Source organism: Erythrobacter sp. NAP1 (assembly GCF_000152865.1).
Taxonomy (GTDB): domain Bacteria; phylum Pseudomonadota; class Alphaproteobacteria; order Sphingomonadales; family Sphingomonadaceae; genus Erythrobacter.
In genome coordinates this window covers 1,860,654-1,884,114 of sequence record NZ_CH672390.1, presented here as the reverse complement: position 1 = coordinate 1,884,114, position 23,461 = coordinate 1,860,654, and the positions used below count along the sequence as shown (strand labels likewise).

The 23,461-nt window shown below is 62.3% G+C and carries 21 protein-coding genes; 18 read left to right on the top strand and 3 right to left on the bottom strand.

All coding sequences use genetic code 11. From position 1 onward, the window contains the following. Positions 1-27: 27 nt before the first annotated feature. Positions 28-1,701, bottom strand: a complete 1,674-nt coding sequence (locus NAP1_RS09060; RefSeq protein ID WP_007164977.1) for an iron ABC transporter permease — start codon at positions 1,699-1,701, stop codon at positions 28-30. A gap of 32 nt (positions 1,702-1,733) precedes the next feature. Here NAP1_RS09060 and NAP1_RS09055 point away from each other — a divergent pair, with 32 nt between their 5' ends. The 9 genes from NAP1_RS09055 to NAP1_RS09015 all read left to right on the top strand — a co-directional run bounded on the left by NAP1_RS09055 (position 1,734) and on the right by NAP1_RS09015 (position 9,886). After that, positions 1,734-2,759 (top strand): ABC transporter ATP-binding protein, encoded by a 1,026-nt coding sequence (locus NAP1_RS09055; protein ID WP_007164976.1) that lies wholly within the window; start codon positions 1,734-1,736, stop codon positions 2,757-2,759. Positions 2,760-2,819: 60 nt separating this feature from the next. After that, positions 2,820-3,866 (top strand): Fe(3+) ABC transporter substrate-binding protein, encoded by a 1,047-nt coding sequence (locus tag NAP1_RS09050; RefSeq protein ID WP_007164975.1) that lies wholly within the window; start codon positions 2,820-2,822, stop codon positions 3,864-3,866. 150 nt (positions 3,867-4,016) lie between these two features. After that, positions 4,017-4,850 (top strand): ferredoxin--NADP reductase, encoded by an 834-nt coding sequence (locus NAP1_RS09045; RefSeq protein ID WP_371169993.1) that lies wholly within the window; start codon positions 4,017-4,019, stop codon positions 4,848-4,850. Positions 4,851-4,936: 86 nt separating this feature from the next. Beyond that, entirely contained in the window at positions 4,937-5,332 is a 396-nt protein-coding gene (locus NAP1_RS09040; protein ID WP_007164973.1) for a hypothetical protein, read from the top strand. 92 nt (positions 5,333-5,424) lie between these two features. Beyond that, a complete protein-coding gene (locus NAP1_RS09035; RefSeq protein ID WP_007164972.1) occupies positions 5,425-6,567 on the top strand; it encodes an acyl-CoA dehydrogenase family protein in 1,143 nt (380 codons plus the stop codon). A gap of 97 nt (positions 6,568-6,664) precedes the next feature. Then, a complete protein-coding gene (locus NAP1_RS09030) occupies positions 6,665-6,970 on the top strand; it encodes a hypothetical protein (RefSeq protein WP_007164971.1) in 306 nt (101 codons plus the stop codon). Between the two features lie 137 nt (positions 6,971-7,107). Then, a complete protein-coding gene (locus tag NAP1_RS09025) occupies positions 7,108-7,848 on the top strand; it encodes an SDR family NAD(P)-dependent oxidoreductase (protein ID WP_007164970.1) in 741 nt (246 codons plus the stop codon). Positions 7,849-8,042: 194 nt separating this feature from the next. Then, positions 8,043-9,065: an aldo/keto reductase gene (locus NAP1_RS09020; protein WP_007164969.1), complete on the top strand. Its 1,023-nt coding sequence runs from the start codon at positions 8,043-8,045 to the stop codon at positions 9,063-9,065. A 134-nt stretch (positions 9,066-9,199) separates the two neighbouring features. Beyond that, complete coding sequence (locus tag NAP1_RS09015; protein ID WP_007164968.1) at positions 9,200-9,886, top strand: response regulator transcription factor; 687 nt, start codon at positions 9,200-9,202, stop codon at positions 9,884-9,886. A gap of 86 nt (positions 9,887-9,972) precedes the next feature. On the opposite strand, the gene NAP1_RS09010 is transcribed toward NAP1_RS09015, so the two are convergent. Beyond that, a complete protein-coding gene (locus NAP1_RS09010; RefSeq protein WP_007164967.1) occupies positions 9,973-12,681 on the bottom strand; it encodes a TonB-dependent receptor domain-containing protein in 2,709 nt (902 codons plus the stop codon). 118 nt (positions 12,682-12,799) lie between these two features. Then, complete coding sequence (locus tag NAP1_RS09005; RefSeq protein WP_007164966.1) at positions 12,800-14,362, bottom strand: hypothetical protein; 1,563 nt, start codon at positions 14,360-14,362, stop codon at positions 12,800-12,802. 328 nt (positions 14,363-14,690) lie between these two features. Here NAP1_RS09005 and NAP1_RS15930 point away from each other — a divergent pair, with 328 nt between their 5' ends. From NAP1_RS15930 to virB11, 9 genes are all read left to right on the top strand, one after another. Continuing rightward, the gene (locus NAP1_RS15930) at positions 14,691-15,113 is read left to right on the top strand and encodes a tetratricopeptide repeat protein (protein ID WP_162013478.1); all 423 of its coding nucleotides are present in this window, start codon (positions 14,691-14,693) and stop codon (positions 15,111-15,113) included. Between the two features lie 282 nt (positions 15,114-15,395). Then, positions 15,396-16,076 (top strand): lytic transglycosylase domain-containing protein, encoded by a 681-nt coding sequence (locus tag NAP1_RS08995; protein WP_007164964.1) that lies wholly within the window; start codon positions 15,396-15,398, stop codon positions 16,074-16,076. Positions 16,077-16,124: 48 nt separating this feature from the next. Then, positions 16,125-16,430 carry a TrbC/VirB2 family protein gene (locus NAP1_RS08990; RefSeq protein WP_040464869.1) on the top strand — a complete coding sequence of 102 codons (306 nt, stop codon included), beginning with the start codon at positions 16,125-16,127 and terminating at the stop codon, positions 16,428-16,430. 8 nt (positions 16,431-16,438) lie between these two features. Further along, complete coding sequence (locus tag NAP1_RS08985) at positions 16,439-16,723, top strand: type IV secretion system protein VirB3 (RefSeq protein WP_007164962.1); 285 nt, start codon at positions 16,439-16,441, stop codon at positions 16,721-16,723. A 35-nt stretch (positions 16,724-16,758) separates the two neighbouring features. Then, positions 16,759-19,209, top strand: coding sequence for a VirB4 family type IV secretion/conjugal transfer ATPase (locus NAP1_RS08980; protein ID WP_007164961.1), 2,451 nt, complete (start codon positions 16,759-16,761; stop codon positions 19,207-19,209). After that, on the top strand, positions 19,206-20,390 hold the full coding sequence (locus NAP1_RS08975) for a type IV secretion system protein (RefSeq protein ID WP_007164960.1): 1,185 nt from the start codon (positions 19,206-19,208) through the stop codon (positions 20,388-20,390). The genes NAP1_RS08980 and NAP1_RS08975 overlap by 4 nt, the downstream gene beginning before the upstream one ends. After that, a complete protein-coding gene (locus tag NAP1_RS08970) occupies positions 20,390-21,235 on the top strand; it encodes a TrbG/VirB9 family P-type conjugative transfer protein (protein WP_007164959.1) in 846 nt (281 codons plus the stop codon). The genes NAP1_RS08975 and NAP1_RS08970 overlap by 1 nt, the downstream gene beginning before the upstream one ends. Positions 21,236-21,248: 13 nt before the next feature. After that, positions 21,249-22,385, top strand: coding sequence for a TrbI/VirB10 family protein (locus NAP1_RS08965; RefSeq protein ID WP_241761202.1), 1,137 nt, complete (start codon positions 21,249-21,251; stop codon positions 22,383-22,385). Positions 22,386-22,406: 21 nt separating this feature from the next. Next, on the top strand, positions 22,407-23,456 hold the full coding sequence (gene virB11, locus NAP1_RS08960; protein WP_007164957.1) for a P-type DNA transfer ATPase VirB11: 1,050 nt from the start codon (positions 22,407-22,409) through the stop codon (positions 23,454-23,456). The last annotated feature ends 5 nt before the right edge of the window (positions 23,457-23,461 follow it).

Sequence of the window (23,461 nt, the reverse complement as noted above, 5' to 3'; positions counted from 1 at the left end):
CTTGGACTGACAATTTATCCTGACAGTTCAGCGCTTCGCGCTCCGCGTGAGCAGCAAGACCGGGAGCAATCCGGCGGCGAGCAGGATGAGCGCGGGGATCGAGGCTTCGACCAGCCGCTCGTCGCTGGCGAGGCGGTAGGTGCGCGTGGCGAGCGTTTCGAGATTGAAGGGCCGCAGGATCAGCGTCGCGGGTAGTTCGCGAACCGTGTCGATGAAAACGAGCGCGGCGGCTGCGGCAAGGCTGGGCGAGAGCAGCGGCACGTAAATCTTCGCCAACACCCGTGCAGGGCCTGCGCCAAGCGAACGCGCTGCCGCGTCGAGCGAGGGCGGGATTGCAGCAAGCCCTCCATCGACGCTGTTGTAAGCGACGGTCAGGAATCGGACAGCGAGCGCATAGACAAGTACCAACGACGTGCCGGTCAGCACCAGTCCGCCGGTATAGCCAAATGTGTCGCGCAGCCCCCGCGTCAGCCCGATATCAAGCGCGCCGAGCGGAGCCAGCAAGCCCACGGCGAGCAGCGCGCCCGGCATCGCATAGCCGAGCGTCGACACCCGGATTGCCCCGCGCGCGATGCGGCTTTGCGAGCGCGCCTTGGCAAATCCGAGCACCAGCGCGGCGACAAGGCAGACGAGCGCGGTGGCTAGGCCCAGCCACAGGCTGCCGCTTGCATAGTCCCAAAGGTCGCCTGCCGCCGCGATTGCCGTATCGCTCATCGACATCATCGCGAGATGGACCGCCGGAACGACGAAGCCGAGCAGCAGCGGAAGCGCGCAGGCGATGCTCGCCAGTGCCTTGCCCATGGGAGAAAGCTCCACCAATGGCGTGTCCTCGCGCGCGGCAAGACCGTCCTTGCTCGCTGTGCGACCCGTTCGTGTACGCGCTTCCCAGGCGATCAGCGCGATGACGAAGATCAGCATGAAGGCGGCAAGCTTTAGCGCAGCCTGCTTGTCGCCCATCGCAAGCCAGCTGCGAAAGATGCCGGTCGAGAAGGTGGGGATCGCAAAGTATTGAGCCACGCCAAAGTCCGCGAGCACCTCCATCAAAACCAGCGCCAGCCCGCCAGCAATCGCGGGGCGAGCGGCGGGTAAGGCGACGCGCCAGAAGGCTCGCGCAGGTGTTGCTCCAAGACTGCGCGCGGCGCGGAATTGGGACAGGCTCTGCGCTGCAAAGGCGGAGCGGGCGAGCAGATAGACGTAAGGGTAAAGCACGATGCCGAGCACAAACGCACCGCCGGTGAGCGAGCGCATTTCGGGGAACCAGTATTCGCCCACAGACAGGTCGAATGTGCTGCGAAGCCCGCTTTGGACAGGTCCTGTAAAATCGAGGAGGTCGGCATAGAGATAGGCCGCGATGTAAGCCGGAACCGCGAGCGGCAGCACCAACGCCCAGGCGAACAGGCGCCTTCCCGGAAACCGCGCCGCGCTCACCAGCCACGCGCATCCCGTGCCGACCACCAACGCAAAGCCGCCAGCCATCACCATCAGCGCCAGCGTGTTGGCGACATATCGTCCCAACACGGTCTGCGCGAGGTGCGCGATCGCCTCGAACCCGCCTTCGGGCGCTGTGGCAAGAATGGCGACAATCGGCAGCGCGGCAAAGGCGGCCAGCACGAGCGCGCTAAGCGTCCAGCCATCAAGCTGCAAGCGCGCAGCTGTGCTTGCCTTGGCCCCATCGACCTGCGTAATGCGGCTCACCTGCATTTGCCGGGTGCGTTTCCAAAACGGACAATCGTGTGAGCCTTGAATTTCGTCATATTGCCCATGCTTACGGAGATGTTGCGGCGCTTAAGGCCGTGTCCTTTAGCGCGAATGCCGGAGAAATCACCTGCCTGCTTGGATCGTCGGGTTGCGGCAAGTCAACCTTGCTGAACCTCGCGGCGGGCTTGCTCGAAGTGCAGGAAGGCAGCGTCAGCGTCGGCGGAGAGGTGATGGCGGAGCCCGGACGAAACCCGCCTCCCGAGGCGCGTCCGGTGGGCCTCGTATTTCAGGACGGCGCGCTTTTCCCGCACATGACGATCGCGAAGAACATCGCGTTCGGCCTGCCGCGCTCAAGTGCGAGCGAGGCGGTGATCGAGGACTGGCTCGAGCGGGTCGGGCTTTCGGGGCTGGGCGGGCGGTATCCGCATGAACTCTCTGGCGGGCAGCAACAACGCGCGGCGCTCGCCCGCGCGATGGCTCCGGGGCCCAAGGTGCTGCTGATGGACGAGCCCTTTGCGAGCGTCGATATCGTGCTGAGGCGGCGTCTGCGGCGCGATTGCCGACGCCTGCTGCGCGAGGCAGGGACGACCACGGTGATGGTCACGCACGACCCGGAAGAAGCGCTCGACGTCGGCGACCGGATCGCGGTGATGGAAGGCGGACGGATCGTCCAGTTCGGCACGCCTGAGGACCTGCACGAGCGGCCCGCGACCGCATCGGTCGGAGCGATTTTCGGCGGCGCGCAGATCCTCGTTGCGGCGCGCGAGGGCGAGCAATTGCGCACTCCGCTCGGCATCTGGCCGCTCGCCAGCGTTTCGGGCGATATCCCGCAAGGGCCCGATCTCGACCTTCTCATCCATGCAGAGGCACTCGAATGCGCGCCGGATGCCGGTGGCCTCGCGGTGCTCGACGTTCACCCGCTCGGCGTTGCGAGCCGGGTGCTGGTCAAAAGCGAAAACGGCGAGGAAATCAGCATCCAGACCACATCGCCGGTCGAGGAAGGGCAGCGCTATCGCGTTACCCCGCGCGCAGGGAGCGTTCGCGCCTTTAAGCGCGATTAGAGCTTGCATTCGCCATTCTACTATTGCAAATCATTCGCAAGAATGACGGAAGGAACATCCATGAAGAAACTGATTCTCGGCAGCGCGTCGCTCGTGCTTGGCGCTCTTGCTGTGACGGCTTGTGCCGACGGCGAAGATGAGGCGAGCGTCGCTGGCAATGGCGAGGTCAACATCTATTCCTCACGCCACTACGACACCGATCTGGCGCTCTACGAGGACTTTACCGAGCAAACGGGGATCACCGTCAACCGCATTGAGGCCGATGCGGACGCGCTGATCGAACGGATCGAGAGCGAAGGCGAATTTTCGCCTGCCGACCTTCTCATCACTGTCGACGCAGGCCGCCTCTGGCGCGCCGAGGAAGCGGGCATTCTCTCCGCCGTCCAGTCCGACGTGCTGACCGAGCGTCTGCCCGATCACCTGCGGCATCCCGATGGCCTGTGGTTCGGCCTGTCGACCCGTGCGCGCGTCATCATCTACAACAAGGACGCAGGCGAGCCCGAGGGCCTCGAAACCTATGCCGATCTCGCCGACCCGGCTTATCGCGGCGACATCTGCATTCGCTCCTCCTCGAACATCTACAACATCTCGCTGCTTTCCGCGCTGATCGCGCATGACGGGGTCGAAAGCGCAGAGGAGTGGGCGAGCGGCGTGGTCGCCAACTTTGCCCGCGATCCGCAGGGCAACGACACCGCGCAGATCGAAAGCGTGGCCGCAGGCGAATGCCGGATTGCGGTGGTCAACTCCTACTACCTCGCGCGCTTTGCCGGCGGCGATGAGGAGCAGCGCGCGATCTTCGACAAGCTTGGCGTTATCTTCCCCGACCAGGATGGGCGCGGCACGCACATCAACCTGTCGGGCGCAGGCGTGACGATGAACGCACCCAACCGCGAGAACGCGATTGCCTTCCTCGAATACCTGACTTCGGAAAGCGCGCAGCGTTACTTCGCGGATGGCAATAACGAGTATCCTGCCGTTGCCGGGCTCGAAGCCAACTCGGCGGTCGAACAACTTGGCGAGTTCAAGGCCGACACGCTCAACGCCGCCGAAATCGGGCGCAATCAGGCGCAGGCGGTGCAGGTCTTCGACCGCGCGGGCTGGAACTGATCGGGCGTTGACGGACACGTCACCTTCAAAAGGCGCGCTTTAGGGCGAAAACGCTAATCTACCTTGATGCGCGGGGGCAAAACCGCCATTTGCCCCCGCAAGCATGAGGTGCGCCCCGCGCCTCGCACACCTGAATTCGAGGCCGATGTTTTGACTGAGACTGCCACCACCACCTCCCCGATTCCCCCGCGCGATGCGTTTCAGGAAAGCGGAGCGATTTCCGTTGAGACCGTGACAGAGGTCCACCAGTGGAATGAAGAGCTTTTCAGCCTCAAGATGACGCGCCCGGCCCCGTTCCGTTTCCGCTCGGGTGAGTTCATCATGATCGGCCTGCCCAAAGACGACGGAAAGCCGCTGCTGCGCGCTTACTCCATGGCGTGCCCATCATACGCGGAGGAGCTCGAGTTTCTCTCGATCATCGTGCAGGACGGCCCGCTGACCTCGCGCCTTCAGCACATCAAGCCGGGCGATCCGATCTATCTCGGCAAGAAGCCGACCGGCACGCTCGTCACCGATGCGCTGCTTCCAGGCAAGCGGCTGTTCATGTTATCGACCGGCACCGGCCTTGCGCCGTTCATGAGCCTCGTGCGCGATCCCGAAGTGTACCAGATGTATGACGAGGTGATCGTCGTTCATTCGGTACGCCGGGTTGCCGACCTTGCCTATCGCGAGCTTCTTGAAAGCAAGCTCGAAGGTGATCCGCTGCTCGAGGACGAGGATCGCGAAAAGATGATCTACGTCCCCACTGTGACCCGCGAGGAGTTCCACACCTCGGACCGCATCCAGGTGCTGATCGACGACGGCCGCCTGTTCAAGGATTCCAAGGGCCCCAAGAAATTCGACCCCGAAACCGACCGCGTGATGCTGTGCGGCTCGATGGCGATGATCAAGGACCACGCCGCCGACCTCGAAGCGCGCGGCTTCGAAGAGGGCGCGAACAACAAGCCCGGCCAGTTCGTGATTGAGCGCGCTTTCGTGGGCTGATCTCGGCCACGCCGCAAGGGCGAATTCACCCCGCGTTCATGGCTGAACTCGACACTCTCCGACGGGGGTAACAGGAGGTGTCTCAAATGTTCGCACGGTCTCTTTCCGCAAAGTCCCTTGGCTCAGCCGCGCTGCTCGCTGCAACAATCGCTCCGGTCGCTGCTTCCGCGCAGGTGGTCGAAGGCGCGCGTGGTTCGTTTCAGCCCAGCTATCACCTCGTGCAATTGTCGGTCGCATCGGCTGGCATGTCGGCAGAGGCATTCGAGGCGCGCACCAGGGAAATCGCTTCCTGCGCGGACGCGATCAACGTTGCCCGCGACATCGACGCAGAGATCACCCGCAACCGCCACGTCCCGCAGGAACGCCTGCCGGGCGCGGTGCAGGAACTGCTGCGCGATCTGCCAACCGGGCAGGCCTCACCCGTCTTCAGCAATGACGGCGAAACGATGCGCGTCCTGGTGATCTGCAACAAGGCGAATTGAACCGCCGCGGGCAGATTGCCCCCTTTACATGAGCGTGGCTCTGAGGTTCAGTTGCACCTCGAAACTGGACCTTAGAGAGAGACCACACCCGCATGCTCGATACCGCGCACCGCACCGCTTACAACGACGACCACGAAGCCTTCCGCGACACCGTTCGCAAGGTCTTCTCCGAACACATGGAGCCGTATCTCGACGACCACGAGGCGGACGGCCTGGTCCCGCGCAAGGCGTGGAAGGCGCTGGGCGAAGCGGGCATGCTGTGCCCCACGGTCAAGGAAGAGAACGGCGGGCTCGGCCTCGATTTCGGGTTCAACTGCGTGCTCGCCGAAGAGCTTGCTTACATGGGCTCGTCCGCCGGCTTCACGCTCCAGAACGACATCACCGTCAACTATTTCGAGCGGCTCGGCAGCGAGGAACAGAAGGCGAAGTACCTGCCCGGCATGATCTCGGGCGACATCATCAGCGCCATCGCGATGACCGAACCGGGCACGGGCAGCGATCTGCAAGGGATAAAGACCACCGCGATCGAGGATGGCAATCACCTCGTCGTCAACGGGTCCAAGACCTACATCACCAACGGCCAGAACGCCGATGTGGTGATCGTGGTCGCCAAGACGAATCCAGCAGAAGGCGCCAAGGGCACTTCGCTTGTGCTGGTCGATGCAGGCACTCCGGGCTTCGAGAAGGGTCGCAATCTCGACAAGATCGGCCAGCATTCGGCCGACACCTCGGAACTATTCTTCGCCGATGTGCGCGTGCCTAAGACGAACATCCTTGGCGGAGAAGGGCGCGGCTTCATCCATCTGATGGAAGAGCTGCCGCAGGAACGCCTCAGCATCGCGGTCTCCGCACAGGCCGGGGCGCAGCGCGCCTTCGACGAAGCGGTCAACTTCACCAAGGACCGCAAGGCGTTCGGCACCACCGTCTTCGAATTCCAGAACACCAAGTTCACGCTCGCCGACCTCAAGGCCAAGCTGCAGGTCGGCTGGGCGCATCTCGACTGGGCGATAGCGCGCCACCTTCGCGGAGAGCTGACCACCGACGAGGCATCGGCTGCCAAGCTGTGGCACACCGAGATGCAGTGGGAGATGGTCGATGCCTGCCTGCAACTGCATGGCGGGGCAGGCTATATGAACGAATACGCCATTGCCCGCCTGTGGCGCGACGCCCGCGTCGCCCGCATCTATGGCGGCACGAGCGAGATCATGAAGGAAGTGGTCAGCCGCGCGATCTGAGGGTTCTGGTGGTCGGGTGTGTGGGCCGGGCTATATGGAAGCGGACATATTGCTCTCGACCCATTGCGGACAATCGGTAGTCGTGTGAAACAGTGGCATGCGCTGGCCATATCCTAGACCACCGGCTCTCGGTTACGACCTGCCCTCGAACTATGCCGAAGGCGAGAAGGTCTTCGACGAGCGCGTGAAGGCCAAATTCCCGATTGGTATGAGCGAAGCCGAGCTTCTCAAGGAGCTACGGAGCCAGGGTTTTTCGGTTCGGTCCTATCCGAACAAGGCCGATTTCAAGTCGGCCACAGTAAAGCGAGGCCTCATCTTCCGAAACCTGTGGTCAGTCCGCTGGCGGACCAAGGACAACCAGATCGAAGACATTTGGGGTGTCTACGGCGTGATCGCCCCCTAATCGCTGCTATCCGCTTTCCACCCCGTCCCCGCCATCTGTTTCGCGCATGCTCTAGTCCACTAGCGGACTTGCGCCGCAACCTCTGACTTTACAAACCGGTCGTCCCGCTCTTCTAGTATGGCTAGCGGAGAACAAGCATGACCAACCCCCTCGATTTCACCGGCAAACGCGTCCTCGTCATCGGCGGGTCGAGTGGGATCGGCAATGGCATCGCGCAGGGCTTTCGCGCTCGCGGTGCTGAGGTTTATGTCACCGGTACGCGGCCCGATGAGGGCGATTATCTCGAGGCGGAGGACAGCGATCTTACAGGGCTCGGCTATCGTCAGCTGGACGTGACCGACCGCGACGGCGCGGCGGCGCTGGCGGCGGATTTTGGCGCGCTCGACGTGCTGGTTCAGTGCCAGGGCATCGTGCGCTATGGCCGCAAGGAATTCGAGCGGCCCGGTTGGGACGACGTGATCGAGGTCAACTTGAACTCGGTCGCCGACTGCGCGTGGGCGTTTCATCCTGCACTTGGAGAAAGCGACGGGACGATGATCGTCGTTTCCTCGGTCGCGGCGTTCAAGTCGGTAATTGGCAACCCCGCCTATGCGGCGTCAAAGGCCGGCGCGGCGAGCCTTGTGAAGACACTGGGCGAGGCGTGGGCGCGCGACGGCATCCGCGTGAACGGCATCGCGCCGGGGCTGGTCCCGACCAAGTTGACCGCTGTCACGACGCAGCATCCTGAGCGGCTGGAGGCTTCGCTGCGCTCGATCCCGCTGCGCCGAATGGGTACGCCCGAAGACATGGCTGGCGCGGCGCTGTTCCTTGCATCGCCCCTGTCGAGTTACATGACCGGGCAGACGCTGGTGGTCGATGGCGGACTGACGCTGAGTTGAGGCCCGCGTCGGTTTCCTACTGAGTGGGCGACTGATAGAACGCAATCTCAAGCATTGTCACGCCGCCGAAATCTGGAAAGTCACACATCCTACAGCCGCATTTCTCGAAAACTCCAATATTCACAGGACCTTGCGGGAACGGCTCATATTTTCAAACCACCCCCTTGCGTGGTCCATCGAAGGAGTAACCGCTCATGAAATTCACCCGTCTTGGAAACTCGGGCCTGACGGTCTCGCGCCTGTGCCTTGGCTGCATGAGCTATGGCGATACGACCAAGGGCTGGCACGGCGACTGGCTGCTTGATGAGGATGCAAGCCGCCCGTTCTTCCGGCAGGCGCTGGAGGGAGGGATCAACTTCTTCGATACCGCCAACGTCTACTCCGGCGGAACGTCGGAAGAGATCACCGGCAAGCTGCTCGGCGAGATGGCGCGGCGCGATGAGATCGTGGTTGCGACCAAGGCCTACTTCCCGTGGCGGCAGGCGCCCAATGCGGGGGGCAATTCGCGCAAGGCGCTGATGAAGGCGATGGATGACAGCCTGACGCGGCTGGGCATGGACTATGTCGACCTGTTCCAGATCCACCGCTGGGACGATGCAACGCCGATCGAGGAGACGATGGAGGCGCTGCACGACATAGTGAAGACGGGCAAGGCGCTGCATATCGGGGCGTCCTCGATGTATGCGTGGCAATTCGCCAAGGCGCAGGAGACCGCGCGGGCGAACGGTTGGACGCCCTTCATCTCGATGCAGAATCAGCTGAACCTGCTCTACCGCGAAGAAGAGCGCGAGATGCTGCCTCTGTGCGAGGATGAAGGCGTGGGCGTGATCCCGTGGAGCCCGCTTGCACGCGGTCGACTGGCTAGGCCGCTTGGCGAGGAAACGGTGCGATCGAAAACCGACGGGGTGGGCAAGGCGCTCTACAAGGACGAGGACGAGGCCGACCAGTCGATCATCACGGCGCTTGCAGAGCTTGCCGAGGAACGCGGCGATGCGATGGCGAGCATCGCTCTCGCCTGGCACTTCACCCGGCCAGCCATGTGCGCGCCGATCATCGGCGCGACCAAGCCGCACCACCTCGAAGCTGCGCTTGCCGCAGTGGAGCTTGAACTGGCCGATGACGAGGTTGCTTTGCTGGAGAAACCCTATCGTCCCAAAGAGCCCACGGGGCTGGGCATGGGCTTGCCGCCGATGGAGACGGTTTCGGTCAGGAGTTGAGCGTCTTAGCGCCGGTTTCGGGCGGTTTGTGACAAGCATGACGAACTCGCGTGCTTCTCGTCACGAACGCGTCACAAGCGCGCGTCAGTTCCCGTGGTGCACTGCCTTTGCAACCACTGGACTTGGCCCGGCTCATGGATGTCATAACCGTCTTCCTGACCAGCGATCTCGGCGATGGTCCGGATAGCTTTCGCGAAGACTTCATCCATGATGGTCGCCGGATCACCTTCGACCGGCTGGGCTCTGATGGTCCCAAAAGGCTCGTCGATGGCGCGTTGTGGGTCTTCGTCGACTGGGTGATGGAGGACCTCGCAGGCCTCGAAATGTGCCGCCGGTTGCGCGCTGATGAGCGCACCGCCGAAGCGCACATCACGATGGTGCTCGAAGAGGACGACGAAGAGGATCGCCGCCGGGCGCTTAAGGCAGGAGCCGATGACTACGTGGTCGGACCGCTCAGCCGCACCGGCGTGCTCGACCGGGTGCTCGCGCTGCAAAGCAAGACGCCCGACCGGCATGCAACACGCCGCACTCAGATCGGCGAACTGTCGATCGACATGGCGGCGCTTCAGGCGCGCTGGGCCGATGAGCCGATCAAGCTGCGGCCCAACGAGTTCCGCCTGCTGCGCTTCTTCGCCGAGAACCCCAACACGGTGATGAGCCGGGATGACCTCATCGCAGGGCTGGGCAAGCGCGAACCGGAGATCGACGAGCGAACGGTCGATGTCTGGGTCGGACGGCTGCGGCGCGCGATCAAGGCGGCGGGCGGCGGCAACCCCCTGCGCACCGTGCGCGGGGCAGGTTACGTCTTCGACATCGGCTGAGCGCGCCAGCACTTCCAGAGCTCCAACGAGAAGGGCCGCTCCCATGATGGAAGCGGCCCTTCTGGAGTGCGGGAGAGGTCAGGCGATCAGAAGTCGGCCTTGATCCCCAGCGAGAAAGACGTGCCCACGTCGAAAGTGTTGAACTCCACGCGGTTCGCGCCGAGCTCCTGGAACTCGAAGTTGTCGCGGCCAGTGATGTTGCGGACCTCGAAGCTCAGCTCCATCGGAACGCCAAGCTGAAGCTCGGTGCGGGCAACGATGTCGATCGTCAGGCCCGGATCCTCAACGAAGTCAGGCTGCGCGCCGGCACGCTGCGTCACACGCTCGCTCGCATAGTTGAAGAGCACTGAGAGCTGCTGCGTCTTCTCGGTGTCCTCGATCCCGATCGAGATGTTGGCGAGGTGGTCGGACTGACCCACCAGCGGAGCGCCATCATCGAAGATGAGGCTTGCGAGCTGGTTGGCGTTGCCGGGCACAGGAGCGATATCGGTGTCGCTGACCGAAAGCTCCGACTGGGTGTAGGTGTAGTTGGCGATGAAGAGCAGCTGCTTTGTCTCCCAGAAGCTGCCGCCCATGCCATACAGGTCAATGCCGTAGACCGCGTCGAGCTCAAGCCCGTAGAGCTCAGCCGAAGGTGCGTTTGCAAAGCTGGTGAAGACCTGGCCCGATGCGACGTTGAACGTGCTCTCGATCGGGTTGTCGATCTCCTTGTAGAAGCCTGCAAGGCTCACCCGGTTGGGACCGCCCATATAGTACTCGGCGCGGACTTCGGCGTTGATCAGCTCGGAGTCCTGAAGCAGCGGGTTACCCTGGAAGAGCCGGTTGGATTCCGGATCGAAGTAACGCTGCTCGACGAGTTCGCGGAACTGCGGGCGGGCGATCGTCTGCGATGCCGAAGCGCGCAGCTGGAAGTCGGGAATCGGCTCCCAGGTAATCGTACCCGACGGCAGGAAGTAGTCGTTGAAGATGTCGGTCGGCGTGGCACCTGCAATCGGGGTGTTGAACACCGACTGGTCAAGCGCGACGACCTGGCTTGCATCTTCGTAGCGAAGACCCGCTTCCAGCGTCAGCGTGTCGGTCGGCAGCCAGCGCACGAGGCCGTAGCCAGCCTGCGTTTCGAGAGCTGCATCGAACACAGGGAACGGCGTTGCTTCGGTCAGGTTCACGTTGAACCCTGAGAGGGTTGCGCCGTTGATGATGTCGCCCGGACGACGAAGGCCGAGCGCAACCGCTGCGGTTTCGTTCAGGCCCAGATCGACATTGGCAGGGTCGGGCGAAATGAACGGACGGAACTCGCGGCTCTCCGAACGGCGGTCGGTGTCCGAATAGGCGTAGCCGACGGTCGCTTCAAAGTTGTCGGTGATCTCGTAGCCGAGGTCGATGCCGCCATACCACAGCTCTTCCTGCAGATCGTCGAAGGCGACGGTGGTGATCCCCGCGTCCGACAGCTGGTTGAAGTAGGCGACGAACAGATCGCCGAACTGGTTGCCGGTGAAGTTGGTGCGGGTGTAGCTGAAGGTCGTGTTGAACGGCGCTTCGCGATCGGTGCGAGCATAGCCGCCACGCAGATCAACGCTGAGACGATCAAAATCGAGCTCCGCCACCAACTGCGTGTCCATCAGCTGACGCTCAAACCATGCGGTCTGCTGGTTGATGAAGTCAAAGCCTGTCTCACCGGGGAAGGGATCGAAGGCTTCCTCAAGACGTGCGGTCTTGAGAGTGTCGCGGATGTAGAGGTTGGTCCAGCGAACGGTATGCGGTCCGAAATCGAGACCGAAGCCGAGGAGGCCGTTCACCAGGATGTTCTCATCGGTGATGAAGGTCTCGCTGGTCTCGAACACTTCGCTGAGGTCGTTGTTACCCCTCTGCGAGAGGACCTGGCGGTTGCGCAGGCTGTTCTTGATCGAAGCCGTCGCAATCACGCCGAGGAAGGTGTCATCACCAAGCTCGAACGAAAGCCCGCCGGTGATCGAGCCCGAGAAGTTCGGGCGCTGCGAGTTGTCACGCTGGAGAGTTACCAGGTTCAGCGGGAAAAGCTGACCGGCAATGCCTTCGGACGTTGCAAGGTCGACCGTACCGATACGCTCGCCGCTGTCGAAGAAGGCCTGCAGGTTCGACGGAATGTCGCGGTTGCCGTTGTCGAAACCGAATGAGTCGAGATCGGAGCCGAAATAGGTCAGGCCGTTCTCGAACGTGGTCTCGCTGTCACCGCTGATGCCGAAGCTGACGGAAAGGAAGTCCTCTACCGGGACTGCCTTGGTGGTGAGGTTGATCACACCGCCGCCGAACTCGCCCGGATAGTTGGCAGAATAGGTCTTCTGCACAAGGCTTGATGCAATGACGTTGGTCGGGAAGATGTCGAGCGGAACGACGCGGCTGAGCGGTTCCGGGCTTGGAAGGGGAAGACCGTTGAGGAGGGCGAGCGAGTAACGATCACCCAGACCGCGAACGAAGACGCGGCCGTCGCCGACGAGCGAAAGGCCCGTCACACGGCCGAGCGCGCCTGCAATGTCGCCTTCGCCGGTACGTGCGATGTCCGCCTCGGACAGGACGTTGAGCACCTGCGTGGAGGAACGCTCCGGATTGCGGTTGCGACGTCCAGTGACAATGATCCCCGATCCGCCGGGAACCGAGATATCGGGCTCCTCAACCTGTTCGTCCTGCGGGTCCTGCTGGACGTCCTGCGCCAGTTCGTCGGTCTCGTTCGTATCGGTCGACTGAGCGTGCAGGACCGTTGGAAAAGTGAGCGACGTGGTGAGAAGCAGCAGCCCTGCCAGGCGCTTGCCAGTCAACATAGTATGAGACCCCCTCATGATTAGGTCTTGTAGATCGGATCGAGCCGGAAGGGCCCGTAAATGGCAAAATGGGAGGCGCCAGAAACGGGCGCCTCCCACAAAGATCGAAAGGCGCCGATTAGTAGACCGGCAGCGAGGTGCAGTCGCCGGTGGCGCTGCCGAAGTCGAGGATCGACGAGTTGCAGGTCCAGTCACCGAAGTCGTCGGCGATGGCGCTTTCAATTGCGCCAACGAAGCCGAGGTCGGTGAAGAAGGACGAACGGGCGGTCGCGTCGAAAGCGGTCACGCCGTTTTCGAACGAACCGTTCACAACCGTGTCGGTCAGTGTCAGCGTCGCGGTCAGGTCGTTGTTGGTACCGGCATCGACAACCGCCTGAACCTGTGCATCCGAAGGACCGTCGGAACCGCGAACCGGGCGATCGACGCCGTCGCAGACTACCGAGTCGAAGCCGATCAGGGCGTCGAGCGTGATCTGCTCGTCAACGCGGATGCAGACGTCGGCTGCGGTGTCGAGGTCGATGACCGAGTTGGTCAAGCCGAGAGCAGCACCGCCGCGAACGCGCAGAGCCTGGCCCGAAGCCGAAGAACGCTGGACGAACGTGAAGTTGTTGAACTGACCACGGCTCTGCGGGAGAGCGTTTCCAGGCGTGCCGTCACCCAGATCGTCGGGCGAGTCGAATTCGACCAGGCTGTCACCGGTGTTGGTGCGCTGAACAGCGATGCCGGTTTCGATGTTGGTCTGAACGCCGCTGTCGAGGTCGATCGAGTCGTCCGACGCGCCGATCACGGCGAGGTTACGGACGTTGACCGAGCCGCCGAAGAATTCGACACCGTCATCCGAGCTGTTGAACGAGAGGAGGTTCTCGATAACCGTGCCGGAACCGGTGCCGCCGGTGGTCAGCGACTGAAGTTCGTTCGCCTGCTGAAGCTCGAAGCCCGAGAAGCGGATCTGGTTGAAGGTGAACGAACCCGAGCTGTCAGCATCGTCGGTACCGCCGAACGGCGTTGCAACGACGGTACCTTCGAGCTGCTGTTCACACTGCGGGTTGGCGTTGGGAGCCGCTGCGGTGTTGAAGACCTGGGTCGAACAATCCGAGACCGGAGCGCGGCCCAGAAGAACGACGCCGCCCCACTGTGCATCGCTGCCGTCGCTCGAAAGGCCGAGAACGTTGTCGCGGCTGGTCCAGACAATCGGGCGATCGGCGGTGCCGTCAGCTGCGATGGTGTTGCCGCGGTTCACGACGAAGAACGATTCGGCCTGCGCGAAGAGGATCACGCCCGGTTCGATCGTCAGGTTGACGTCGCTGCCGGTACTCGAGAAGCCCTGGTCGGTGCCGACGTTTACGCGGCCCGAGATCTCATAAAGAAGGCCGTCGATGAAGGGCAGGGTGTCGTCTGCGTTGAAGGTCGTCGGCAGCTGACACACGCGATATTCGCCGGTCGGGCCTTCGATCGTGCCTGCGTCGGTAAGACCGCCGGTCGATGCAATTGTCGGGCAGCCGGCAGCCGGAGTGACGAGCGACTGGGTCGGCGTCGGGGTCGGCGTCGGGGTGGGAGTTGGCGACGGATTGTTGATGATGATGTCGCCGCTGGTGCCAGGCGAGACGATTTCGTCCGCGCCGCAGCCCGCAAGAGCAACAATGCTGGCGCCAAGGACGAGAGAGCGTTGGATATTCTTCACAGCGAGCGGTCCCCTAGAAAAACCGAGAATCGAAAAATCGAAAGCGCGCGAATGGTGGCGCCGCAGACTCCGCTAGGGACGGTAAGTGACAGAATTTTTGCTGTGCGATGCTTTTTGCGACAGGACTGTCACATGACTGAAAAAAGACAAATGCGACTGAGCAAAATTACGTAACTGTAACATAAACGAAATAGAGGTTCGTATTCAAACCACTGAAATATCAATAAAAAATGCCGTTCAATGGCAGCTGTATGACAATGTTACAGTTGTATTGCATTTTTAAGAAACACGTCGCATCATGCTCTCACAAGAAAAGGAGGGCATGCCAATGTCATACAAAAACAAGAACCGGCTCGGCCTGACAGCGATTCTCGCAGCAAGCGCTGCATTCGCTATGCCTGCAAACGCACAATCTGTGACGCCTACCGACGCAGGTCTGTCAGCGCAGACGCTGTCGGACGGACAGACCATCCGCGCCATCGCCGCGCTCGAGGCTGAGCTTGAGGCGCATCCTGGCGATCCTGCGCTGCTCATCAATCTTGGCATCGCACATGCGCAGATAGGCGAGACCGAAAAGGCTCGTGCAAGTTTTGAGGCTGCGATGCGCAGTCGCGAAGTGCTCGATCTCGAGACGGTGAACGGAACCACGACGGACTCGCGCCGATTGGCTCGCAAGGCCATCGCGATGCTGGATCGCGGGGAGTTCCTCCCTGAGCGGGCAAGTGGCAGCCAGTTCACCTTGCGTGACTGATTGACGGTCACAGCAACAAGCGCGGTTCGGGCTCGCAAAAGTTGGCTGCGCCCATTGCTTTAAAATCGGATGCCAAAGATCCGCACTGTGGCTTAATACTCTAGGGCGCGTCTGAGGTGCCCTTTACAGCTGGCGCGAAGCACATCGCTTCGCGCCCGCTTTTGTTTGTCGCTTCATTGCGAAGAAAGACTGCGAGGACGGTTCGGAGCAAGGCGTGTTCTGCGAGACTGTCACCCGCTTGTCATTTACGGTAGACAAAGGAGAAGCCTCTGGAGGACAGCAATGATTCTCGCGCGTGCGAGCAGATCTGTATCGCTGGGCATGACATTCCCGTCGGCGCTTCTCGCGCTGGCATTTGTGGCGAGCACGGCCCACGCTGACGTCATGGAAGTTGACGCAGACGGTGCCCGTTGGGTGGCCGGAGGTCAGCCCGTGGAGGCTGCAGACTCCGTGCTTGTCGGCGAAACGGATCAGGGCTTTCTCGTCAAAGACGGCGCGACAGAGTTAAGCGCGATCTACGTCCCGGAAAACATCGTGGGCGACACGGTCCGTCACGCTTCCGGCATCCCGCCGCAATATGCAGCCAAGATTCACGAGCTCGCAGAGAGGTTCGATCTGAGCCCCGCTTTGCTCGAAGCGGTCGTATGGCAAGAAAGCCGCTGGCGCCCCACCGCCGTGTCGCATGCAGGAGCGCGCGGTCTGGCCCAGCTCATGCCTGGCACGGCGCGCGATCTTGGCGTCGATCCGGATGATCCGATGCAGAATCTCGAGGGCGGGGCGCGTTACTTGCGCGAACAGCTCGATCGTTTCGAAGGCGATCTCGAAAAGGCGCTCGCCGCCTACAATGCAGGGCCGGGGCGAGTGATCCGCGCTGGCGGCATTCCCAATATTCGTGAGACTCGCCAATATGTTGCCGCCATCATGGGACGGCTGTCGAACCATTCTCGCCCTGGCGTGCGGTAGACGCAGGATTGCCCAGGCTTCTCCGTTTAAAGGACTATGGATTACCCAATGACTTCGCTTTCTCGTCTTTCGGCCCGTCTGGCTGCTATTCTCGCGCTCATCGCCATGCCGAGCGCCGCCTTCGCGCAGCAGACGCCCCAGCAGAGCGGTGATCCGATCACGACCGCGCTCGTCTGGATGCAGTCGATCCTGCTTGGCCCTATTGCGACCACCGTGGCCGTCATGGCTGTCGCTGGTGTTGGCTTCATGATGCTCACCGGCCGGATGAACTGGCGCTATGGCGCAACGGTCATCATCGGCGTCTTCATCATCTTCGGCGCGCCGCGCCTCGTTGCGACGATCAGCGCAGTGTGACCTAGGCCATGAGCGATCTCATCCGTCACCCGGTGCACCGCACGCTGACCCGCCCGCAGATGTTCATGGGCGTGACGATGAATTTCTTCATCATCAACATGATGGTGACGACGATTTCGTTCCTGATCCTGAATTCGTTCTGGATCGTGCCGGTGCCGTTCGTGATGCACGCCATCGGCTATTTTGCTTCGCTGCGCGAACCGCGTATCTTCGATTTGTGGATCACGAAGGTATCGAAATGCCCGCGCATTCCGAATTTCCGTCGTTGGGGCTGCAATAGCTACGCGCCTTAAGCGACGATTTATCCGCCTCTTAGGGAGGGGCACAGATGGTGAAATGGATCGGACCTGCCGCATGGAGCGCGCGAGAAACGCGTGTCGGCGATCGCCTGCCTTATGAGCGGCTGATCGACGAAAGCACCGTGCTGCTGCGCGACGGATCGGTCATGAGCGCGATCCAGGTGCCCGGACTGCTGTTCGAGACCGAGGATTCCGACGCTCTCAACGCACATGCCGCGACGCGCGAAGTGGTCCTGCGTTCGACCCTCGATGCTCGCTTCGTGTTGTATCACCATGTGATCCGCCGCCGGGTTGAGGTTGAACTCGACGCCGAGTTCCACGATCCGCTCTCGCGCCACATTGACGCGCGCTGGAAAGAGCGGCTTGCTGGCGGCTCGCTGTTCATCAACGACCAGTTCGTCACGCTCATCCGCCGTCCCGCACGCGGCAAAACCGGACTTCCTGAGCGCATGAGCAAGTTCTTCTCGCGCCAGGGCAAGGAAGAGCTTGAGGCAGATCCGAAAGACATCCGAAGTCTGAAGGCGGCAGTGACCGGCCTGACGGCCTCGCTTTCGGCCTACGGTGCGGCAGTCCTCGGCGATTATATCGCACCGGGAACCAAGGACGGCACCAATTCCGAAATGCTCGAGCTGCTATCGGCGCTCTATAATGGCGAGATGCGCCCGGTTCGTCGTCCCGATGCCGACACTGACATTGGACACATGCTGCCTTATCGCCGGTCCAGTTTCGGTCTCGATGCGATGGAGTTGAAGGGTTCGGGCAAGCCTGACTTTGCGGCGATCATCGGATTGAAGGATTATCCCGAGGCGACCTCGCCGGGGCTGCTCGACGGGCTGCTGCGCCTTCCATACGAAATGGTGGTCACCGAAAGCTACGCCCCGAATGAGCGTACGACGGCGCGTGAGAGGATCGATCTTGCTTTGCGTCGTTCGCGGTCGGTCGATGAAGAGGCTGCCGCTGAACGCGCCGACATGATGGCCGCGCGCGACGAGCTTGGTAACGGCTCAGTCGGCTTTGGCGATCATCACCTTACCGTGCTGGTGCGCGAGCGTTCGCTCGACCGGCTTGACGAAGCGACGGCCGCTGCATCGGCTGCGCTTGCCGACACCGGCGCGATTGCGGTGCGCGAGGACACCAATCTCGAGCCGTCTTTCTGGGCGCAATTCCCCGGAAACGAGGAATTCGTTGTGCGCCGAGCGCTCATTTCCTCGGCCAACATGGCGAGCTTCGGCAGCTTCCACGGCTTTGCGCTGGGGCAGGCGTCAAACAATCACTGGGGCGATGCGGTCACGCTGCTGGAAACGACCAGCGCGACGCCGTTCTTCTTCAATTTCCACCACGGCGACCTCGGCAACTTCTCGGTCATCGGGCCGTCGGGTTCGGGTAAGACTGTGGTGATGAACTTCCTGGCCGCGCAGGCGCAGAAGTTCAAACCGCGCACGATCCTGTTCGACAAGGATCGCGGGGCGGAGCTTTTTATTCGCGGCATCGGCGGACGCTACGACCGGATCAATCCGGGTGAGCCGACCGGCTTCAATCCGCTCTCGCTGCCCGATACGCCTGCAAACAAGGCGTTCCTGCGTGACTGGCTGGGCGTGCTGCTCAAAGCCGAGGGGCCCGAGGAATACGCGACGATCAGCGCGGCGGTGGATGCGACCTACGCCAACGATCCGAGCCTTCGCCGGCTGCGCCATTTCAAGGAATTGCTGGCCGGCGCTCGTCGCCCCGAACCGGGCGACCTTGCCGACCGCCTGAGCGCTTGGATCGGAAGCGCCTCTGGCGATGGCGGCGAACATGCGTGGCTCTTCGACAACGAGAAGGACGCGCTCGACCTCGACCAGCGCGTGCTCGGTTTCGACATGACGCAGCTGCTTGAAAACCCGCGTCTGCGCACGCCGACCATGATGTACCTGTTCCACCGGATCAATGAGCGGCTTGACGGTGAGCCGACCATGATCCTGATCGACGAGGGGTGGAAGGCGCTTGATGATGAGGTTTTCGCCGCGCGCATCCGCGACTGGCTAAAGACCCTGCGCAAGCGCAACGCGCTGGTCGGATTTGCGACGCAGTCCGCGCGTGATGCGCTTGAAAGCCGGATTTCAACGGCTCTGGTCGAGCAGACTGCCACGATGGTCTTTATGCCGAACAGCCGCGCGCGGCCCGAAGATTACTGCGATGGTTTCGGCCTTACCGACCACGAACTTGCGCTGATCCGCACTCTGCCCGCGCATTCGCGCTGCTTCCTCGTGCGCCAGCCCGATGCAAGCGTGGTGGTTCGACTCGATCTTTCCGGCGCACCCGAAGTGCTCACCATCCTTTCGGGCCGCGAAAGTGCTGTTCGGCGGCTCGACCTACTGCGTGAAGCCGTCGGTGACGAGCCAAGCGCATGGTACCCGGCGCTCACCAACAAGGCGTGGCCCGACGGCGGGAATGGCGCGGTCGACGAGGACGGCTCGCCCGTCTGGCAGGCGGCGGAATGACGACAAGCTGCGACCTTGCAGCCCAGGACATGGGCACAGGCGTCGCTGCGGCGCTGACCGCGGTCGACTGCATCGCCAGCCAGGTGAGCGAGCAGGCTTTCAACCGCCTGTTCGGCGCCGAAGGGCAGCTTGGCGTGGTACTGACTGTCCTGCTGACGATGTATGTTGCGTTTTTCGGCTTCAGCCTGATGCTGGGCCGCTCGAACCTGTCGGTGCGAGCAGTCATCCCGAAAATGATGACCATCGGCCTCGTCCTGACTTTCGCGACGAGTTTCGCTGCGTTCCAGACGGTGTTCTACAATCTCGTGGTTGGAGGGCCCGACCAGATTGCAGGCATCCTCACCGAAAGTCAGGGTTCGGCGACTGCCACTTTCGCAACCAAGCTCGACATCGTGTTTATCGCTGTGCAGCAGGCATCGACCGGTCAGACCGACATCAACCTGTTTTCACCACCTGGGATGATGTGGGCGGGGGCGATGCTGCTTCTGCTGGGAACAGTCGGCTTGCTGGTCACTGCGCGTATCGGGATTGCTTTGCTTCTGGCAGTTGGTCCGATCTTTGTTGTGCTTGCCCTGTTCAATGGGACGCGCGGTTTGTTCGTTGGATGGCTCAAGGGACTGGTCATGCTCGCGCTCGGCCCGCTTTTCGCAGTGGTGGGCGGTTCGATTATGCTGGAGCTTGCTGTGCCGATCCTCGCCGCGCTCGTCGCCGTACCGGGCCAGATCGATCAACAAGCCGCGATGGGTTTCTTCGTAGTCGGTTTTGTCCACGTGGTGCTGATGCTGATGGCATTGCTCGTTTCCGCAGTGATGGTCGCCAAATGGGAAGTCTTCGGCTTCGCACGGCCCGATAAGGTTGTGGACCGCTCCCCGGAGCCTGCACTCGCAGCCGCTCAAGCTGCCCCGGCGAGCCAGCCCCGGTCCACTCAGGTCGCCCCGACAGCGTCCGCCAACGCTGCAGCGCAGCGCCGCATTGACGTTAACGTGCCCAGCCAATCCGCAGCGAATGATAGTGGCTCCAATGGGCCTACGACCGTTCGCGAGACGAAGGTCTTCGCGACAACTTCAGGCAGCGGTCAGGCCGCGCCGGGCAATACGCAGGTTTCGCGCACCCGTGGGATCGGCAACCGGTTCCGCTCGGCAGGTGCCAACATCGCTCTTTCGAAATCGGAGACCAAGTAATGATCCGCGCCGAACAGCTTCGGCTCACACTGACTGCTCTGGCGGTTGCGCTTGCCCCGGTGGCTGCGTTGCCCGTCGCAGCGCAAGGAGCAGAAACCGTTCAGGAAACGCCCGGCGGCGATCCTCGGCTTGTGACGCTCGTCTTCGACGAAACCCGCGTTTACACCATCAACGGAAAAGTCCGCGTCCAGACGACGATCAAGTTCGCGCCTGATGAATCGATCCAGAATGTCGGCATCGGCGACAGCAATTCCTGGCAGGTCCAGCCAAATCAGGCTCAGTCGATCCTGTTTGTGAAACCGCTCGAAGCAAGCGCTCGCACCAACATGACGGTCGTGACGAGCAAACGCACCTACCTGTTCGATCTCGTGGCGAGCCCTCGCAACGCGCCGCTTTACGTGATGCAGTTCCGCTATCCCGAGCTTGAGAAAGCGGCTGAGGAAGCCGCCCTCGCTGCCGCCGCCGCTCAGGAGCGGGAGGAGGCCAACGAGGTCGAGCTTGCAGCGGCCAACGATCCCTATGCTGTGGCGGATCCTGCCATGCTCAACTTTGAATGGGCGGGCGAAGGTAAGAGCGAGCTTTTGCCAGCGCGCACCTATGATGATGGCGAGGCGGTTTTCCTGACCTGGCCTGCCGGCACAGCCATTCCGGCGATCCTGATCACCAACGATCAAGGCGATGAAGGGCCTGCCAATTTCACCGTGCGCGGCGATACCGTCGTGCTCGATATGGTCCCTAGCGAAATCATCCTGCGCTCGGGGAATGATAGTGCTACACTGACCAACAATGGCCCGGTGCCTTCGCGCCGCGTCAGCGCCGCGAGCGATCGCGGTCGCGGATCATGAGGGAGATGAAGTAATGCGTCTTGCCATGCGTCTTCCGCCCAAGAAGGGCGATAACGGCAATGCCGAGGGCGGCGACCCGCGCGACGGCGAATCCGCAGAAGTCATCGATCTGGCGAGCCGCAACGGTTATTCCGCCGTCGCCGAGCGCAAGACCAAGACCGAAGGGTTGGGCCTTGCGGCAGGTGTTGCGATTGTCGGCTTGCTTGGAGCGACAACCTTCTGGGCGATGACGGCGGCGGAACTGCCCGATGCGGAAAACACGGGCGGGGTTGGCGCTCAGCCAGCCCAGGCCGCTGCGGTCCCTGCGACCGAGCCTGCGTCGGTTCCTGTTCCTGCCCCCGTCGTTGCACGGCCAGATCCGGCGCCGGCTCCCATCCTTGCAAATCCGCCTGCTGTCGCAGCAGCCCCAGGGACCAACCCGCTCGCCAGCCCGACCATGATCTATGATGCAAGCCGTAACGCGTTGAATGCGCAGGCTGCTGAAGCTGCACCCGGTGCGGTGGTCGCCAGCGGACCGGGTGCCGGCGATTCCGGGGCCATCGGCTCTGCAGCAGCCTTTGCAAGCGCTGTCGGCGGCGTCGGCGGCGCACCCGCGCAGGCTCGCCCGATGGTCAATCCGGCCACCACCGTGACCGAAGGCACGATGATCCCGGCGGTGCTTGAAACCGCGATCAACACCGATGTTCCGGGCTATGTCCGCGCGGTCGTGAGCCAGGACGTGCGTAGCTTTGACGGGACGAACGTGCTGATCCCGCGCTCCTCGCGTCTGATCGGCCAATACCAATCGGGCGTGCAGCAGGGTCAAAAGCGTGCTTACGTGATCTGGACCCGCCTAATCCGTCCGGATGGCGCATCGGTCAACATCGCCTCTCCCGCTGTCGCCTTTGACGGCACTACTGGTCTGGAAGGCGATGTGAACAACCACTTCTTCCGCCGGTTTGGTTCTGCCATGCTCTTGTCGGTTGTCGGCGGCCTTGGCGCTATCGCGTCGGGCGGGACTTCGGTTGTCCTAGGCGGAGCAGGGCAGAGCGCTGCCAGCATCGCTGCACAGCAAGACGGCCAGATCGGCCCGACGATCCGCGTGCGCATGGGTGAACCGATCCGTGTCTTTACCGCGCGCGACCTCGACTTCACCGGCGTTGCCGAGTGATTTGAACCGATAGCGACGATTATGACTGCCGATATCCATCCGCTTCCTTCTGGAGCAGGCCAGTCCGCCTCCTCGCAGGAGCCGGAGGCGGCGAGCGCGTCTGATGCGCCGATCGGCGGTGAGCGCAGCGTCTATCTCGACGCCTATCTCGCGCCGTTCAAGCGCTGGCTCGACCGCGATACCGTGACCGAAATCATGGTCAACGAACCGGGCGAGGTTTGGGTCGAGGATGCGTCGGATCCCGGCATCAAGAAGATCATCACGCCTGAAATCGACGACCGGCTTGTCCAGCGACTTGCCGAGCAGGTAGCGCGGGTAAGCCACCAGGGCATCAACCGCGAACACCCGCTCCTGGGCGCAACACTGCCCGATGGTGCACGCATTCAGTTCTGCGGCCCTCCCGCAAGCCGCAAGCATTGGGTCATGGCGATCCGTCGCCACCGCCGTCTCGATCTGCCGCTTGATGCCTATGACACCGGGCCGCTTGCAGGTGAGCAGGTTATCGAGATGCCGGATCCGCAGTTCCAGCCTATCGAGTATCTGCGCGAGGCGATCCGGCATCGTCGCACGATCCTGATTTCTGGCGGCACCAGCACGGGGAAGACGACGTTCCTCAACGCCATGCTCGGGGAAATCCCGCGCGAAGAGCGCGTCGTTTTGGTCGAAGATACGCCTGAGCTGAAGTTTCTGGGCGAGAACTCGGTTGGCCTCGTCGCGGTGAAGGGCGAGTTGGGTGAGGCCAAGGTCACGCCCAATGAGCTACTCCAGGCTGCCCTTCGTCTTCGCCCTGACCGGATCGTTCTGGGTGAGCTTCGCGGTGCCGAAAGCGTCTCCTTCCTTCGCGCGATTAATACGGGTCACCCAGGCAGCTTTTCGACCATCCACGCCAACTCTTTGCGCGGTGCGCTCGAACAACTGTCGCTTATGGTGATGCAGACTGGGATTGGCCTGACCCGCAGCGACACGATCTCTTACGCCGCCAGCGTGATCGACGTAATCGTCCAACTTGGCCGAGACGCGAATGGCAAGCGTGGTATCACGGCGATAGCGGACAGTCGCACCTTGGTTTGAAGCTT

Excerpts from the sequence above, each read along its gene's own strand:
- NAP1_RS09050 (WP_007164975.1), top strand. The coding sequence starts at position 2,820 with ATGAAGAAACTGATTCTCGGCAGCGCGTCGCTCGTGCTTGGCGCTCTT.
- NAP1_RS09040 (WP_007164973.1), top strand. The coding sequence starts at position 4,937 with ATGTTCGCACGGTCTCTTTCCGCAAAGTCCCTTGGCTCAGCCGCGCTG.
- NAP1_RS09025 (WP_007164970.1), top strand. The coding sequence starts at position 7,108 with ATGACCAACCCCCTCGATTTCACCGGCAAACGCGTCCTCGTCATCGGC.
- NAP1_RS08995 (WP_007164964.1), top strand. The coding sequence starts at position 15,396 with ATGATTCTCGCGCGTGCGAGCAGATCTGTATCGCTGGGCATGACATTC.
- NAP1_RS08970 (WP_007164959.1), top strand. The coding sequence starts at position 20,390 with ATGATCCGCGCCGAACAGCTTCGGCTCACACTGACTGCTCTGGCGGTT.
- NAP1_RS09030 (WP_007164971.1), top strand. The coding sequence starts at position 6,665 with ATGCGCTGGCCATATCCTAGACCACCGGCTCTCGGTTACGACCTGCCC.
- NAP1_RS09010 (WP_007164967.1), bottom strand. The coding sequence starts at position 12,681 with ATGTTGACTGGCAAGCGCCTGGCAGGGCTGCTGCTTCTCACCACGTCG.
- NAP1_RS08985 (WP_007164962.1), top strand. The coding sequence starts at position 16,439 with ATGAGCGATCTCATCCGTCACCCGGTGCACCGCACGCTGACCCGCCCG.
- NAP1_RS08975 (WP_007164960.1), top strand. The coding sequence starts at position 19,206 with ATGACGACAAGCTGCGACCTTGCAGCCCAGGACATGGGCACAGGCGTC.
- NAP1_RS08980 (WP_007164961.1), top strand. The coding sequence starts at position 16,759 with ATGGTGAAATGGATCGGACCTGCCGCATGGAGCGCGCGAGAAACGCGT.
- NAP1_RS09060 (WP_007164977.1), bottom strand. The coding sequence starts at position 1,701 with ATGCAGGTGAGCCGCATTACGCAGGTCGATGGGGCCAAGGCAAGCACA.
- virB11 (WP_007164957.1), top strand. The coding sequence starts at position 22,407 with ATGACTGCCGATATCCATCCGCTTCCTTCTGGAGCAGGCCAGTCCGCC.
- NAP1_RS08965 (WP_241761202.1), top strand. The coding sequence starts at position 21,249 with ATGCGTCTTGCCATGCGTCTTCCGCCCAAGAAGGGCGATAACGGCAAT.
- NAP1_RS15930 (WP_162013478.1), top strand. The coding sequence starts at position 14,691 with ATGTCATACAAAAACAAGAACCGGCTCGGCCTGACAGCGATTCTCGCA.
- NAP1_RS09020 (WP_007164969.1), top strand. The coding sequence starts at position 8,043 with ATGAAATTCACCCGTCTTGGAAACTCGGGCCTGACGGTCTCGCGCCTG.
- NAP1_RS09015 (WP_007164968.1), top strand. The coding sequence starts at position 9,200 with ATGGATGTCATAACCGTCTTCCTGACCAGCGATCTCGGCGATGGTCCG.
- NAP1_RS08990 (WP_040464869.1), top strand. The coding sequence starts at position 16,125 with ATGACTTCGCTTTCTCGTCTTTCGGCCCGTCTGGCTGCTATTCTCGCG.
- NAP1_RS09035 (WP_007164972.1), top strand. The coding sequence starts at position 5,425 with ATGCTCGATACCGCGCACCGCACCGCTTACAACGACGACCACGAAGCC.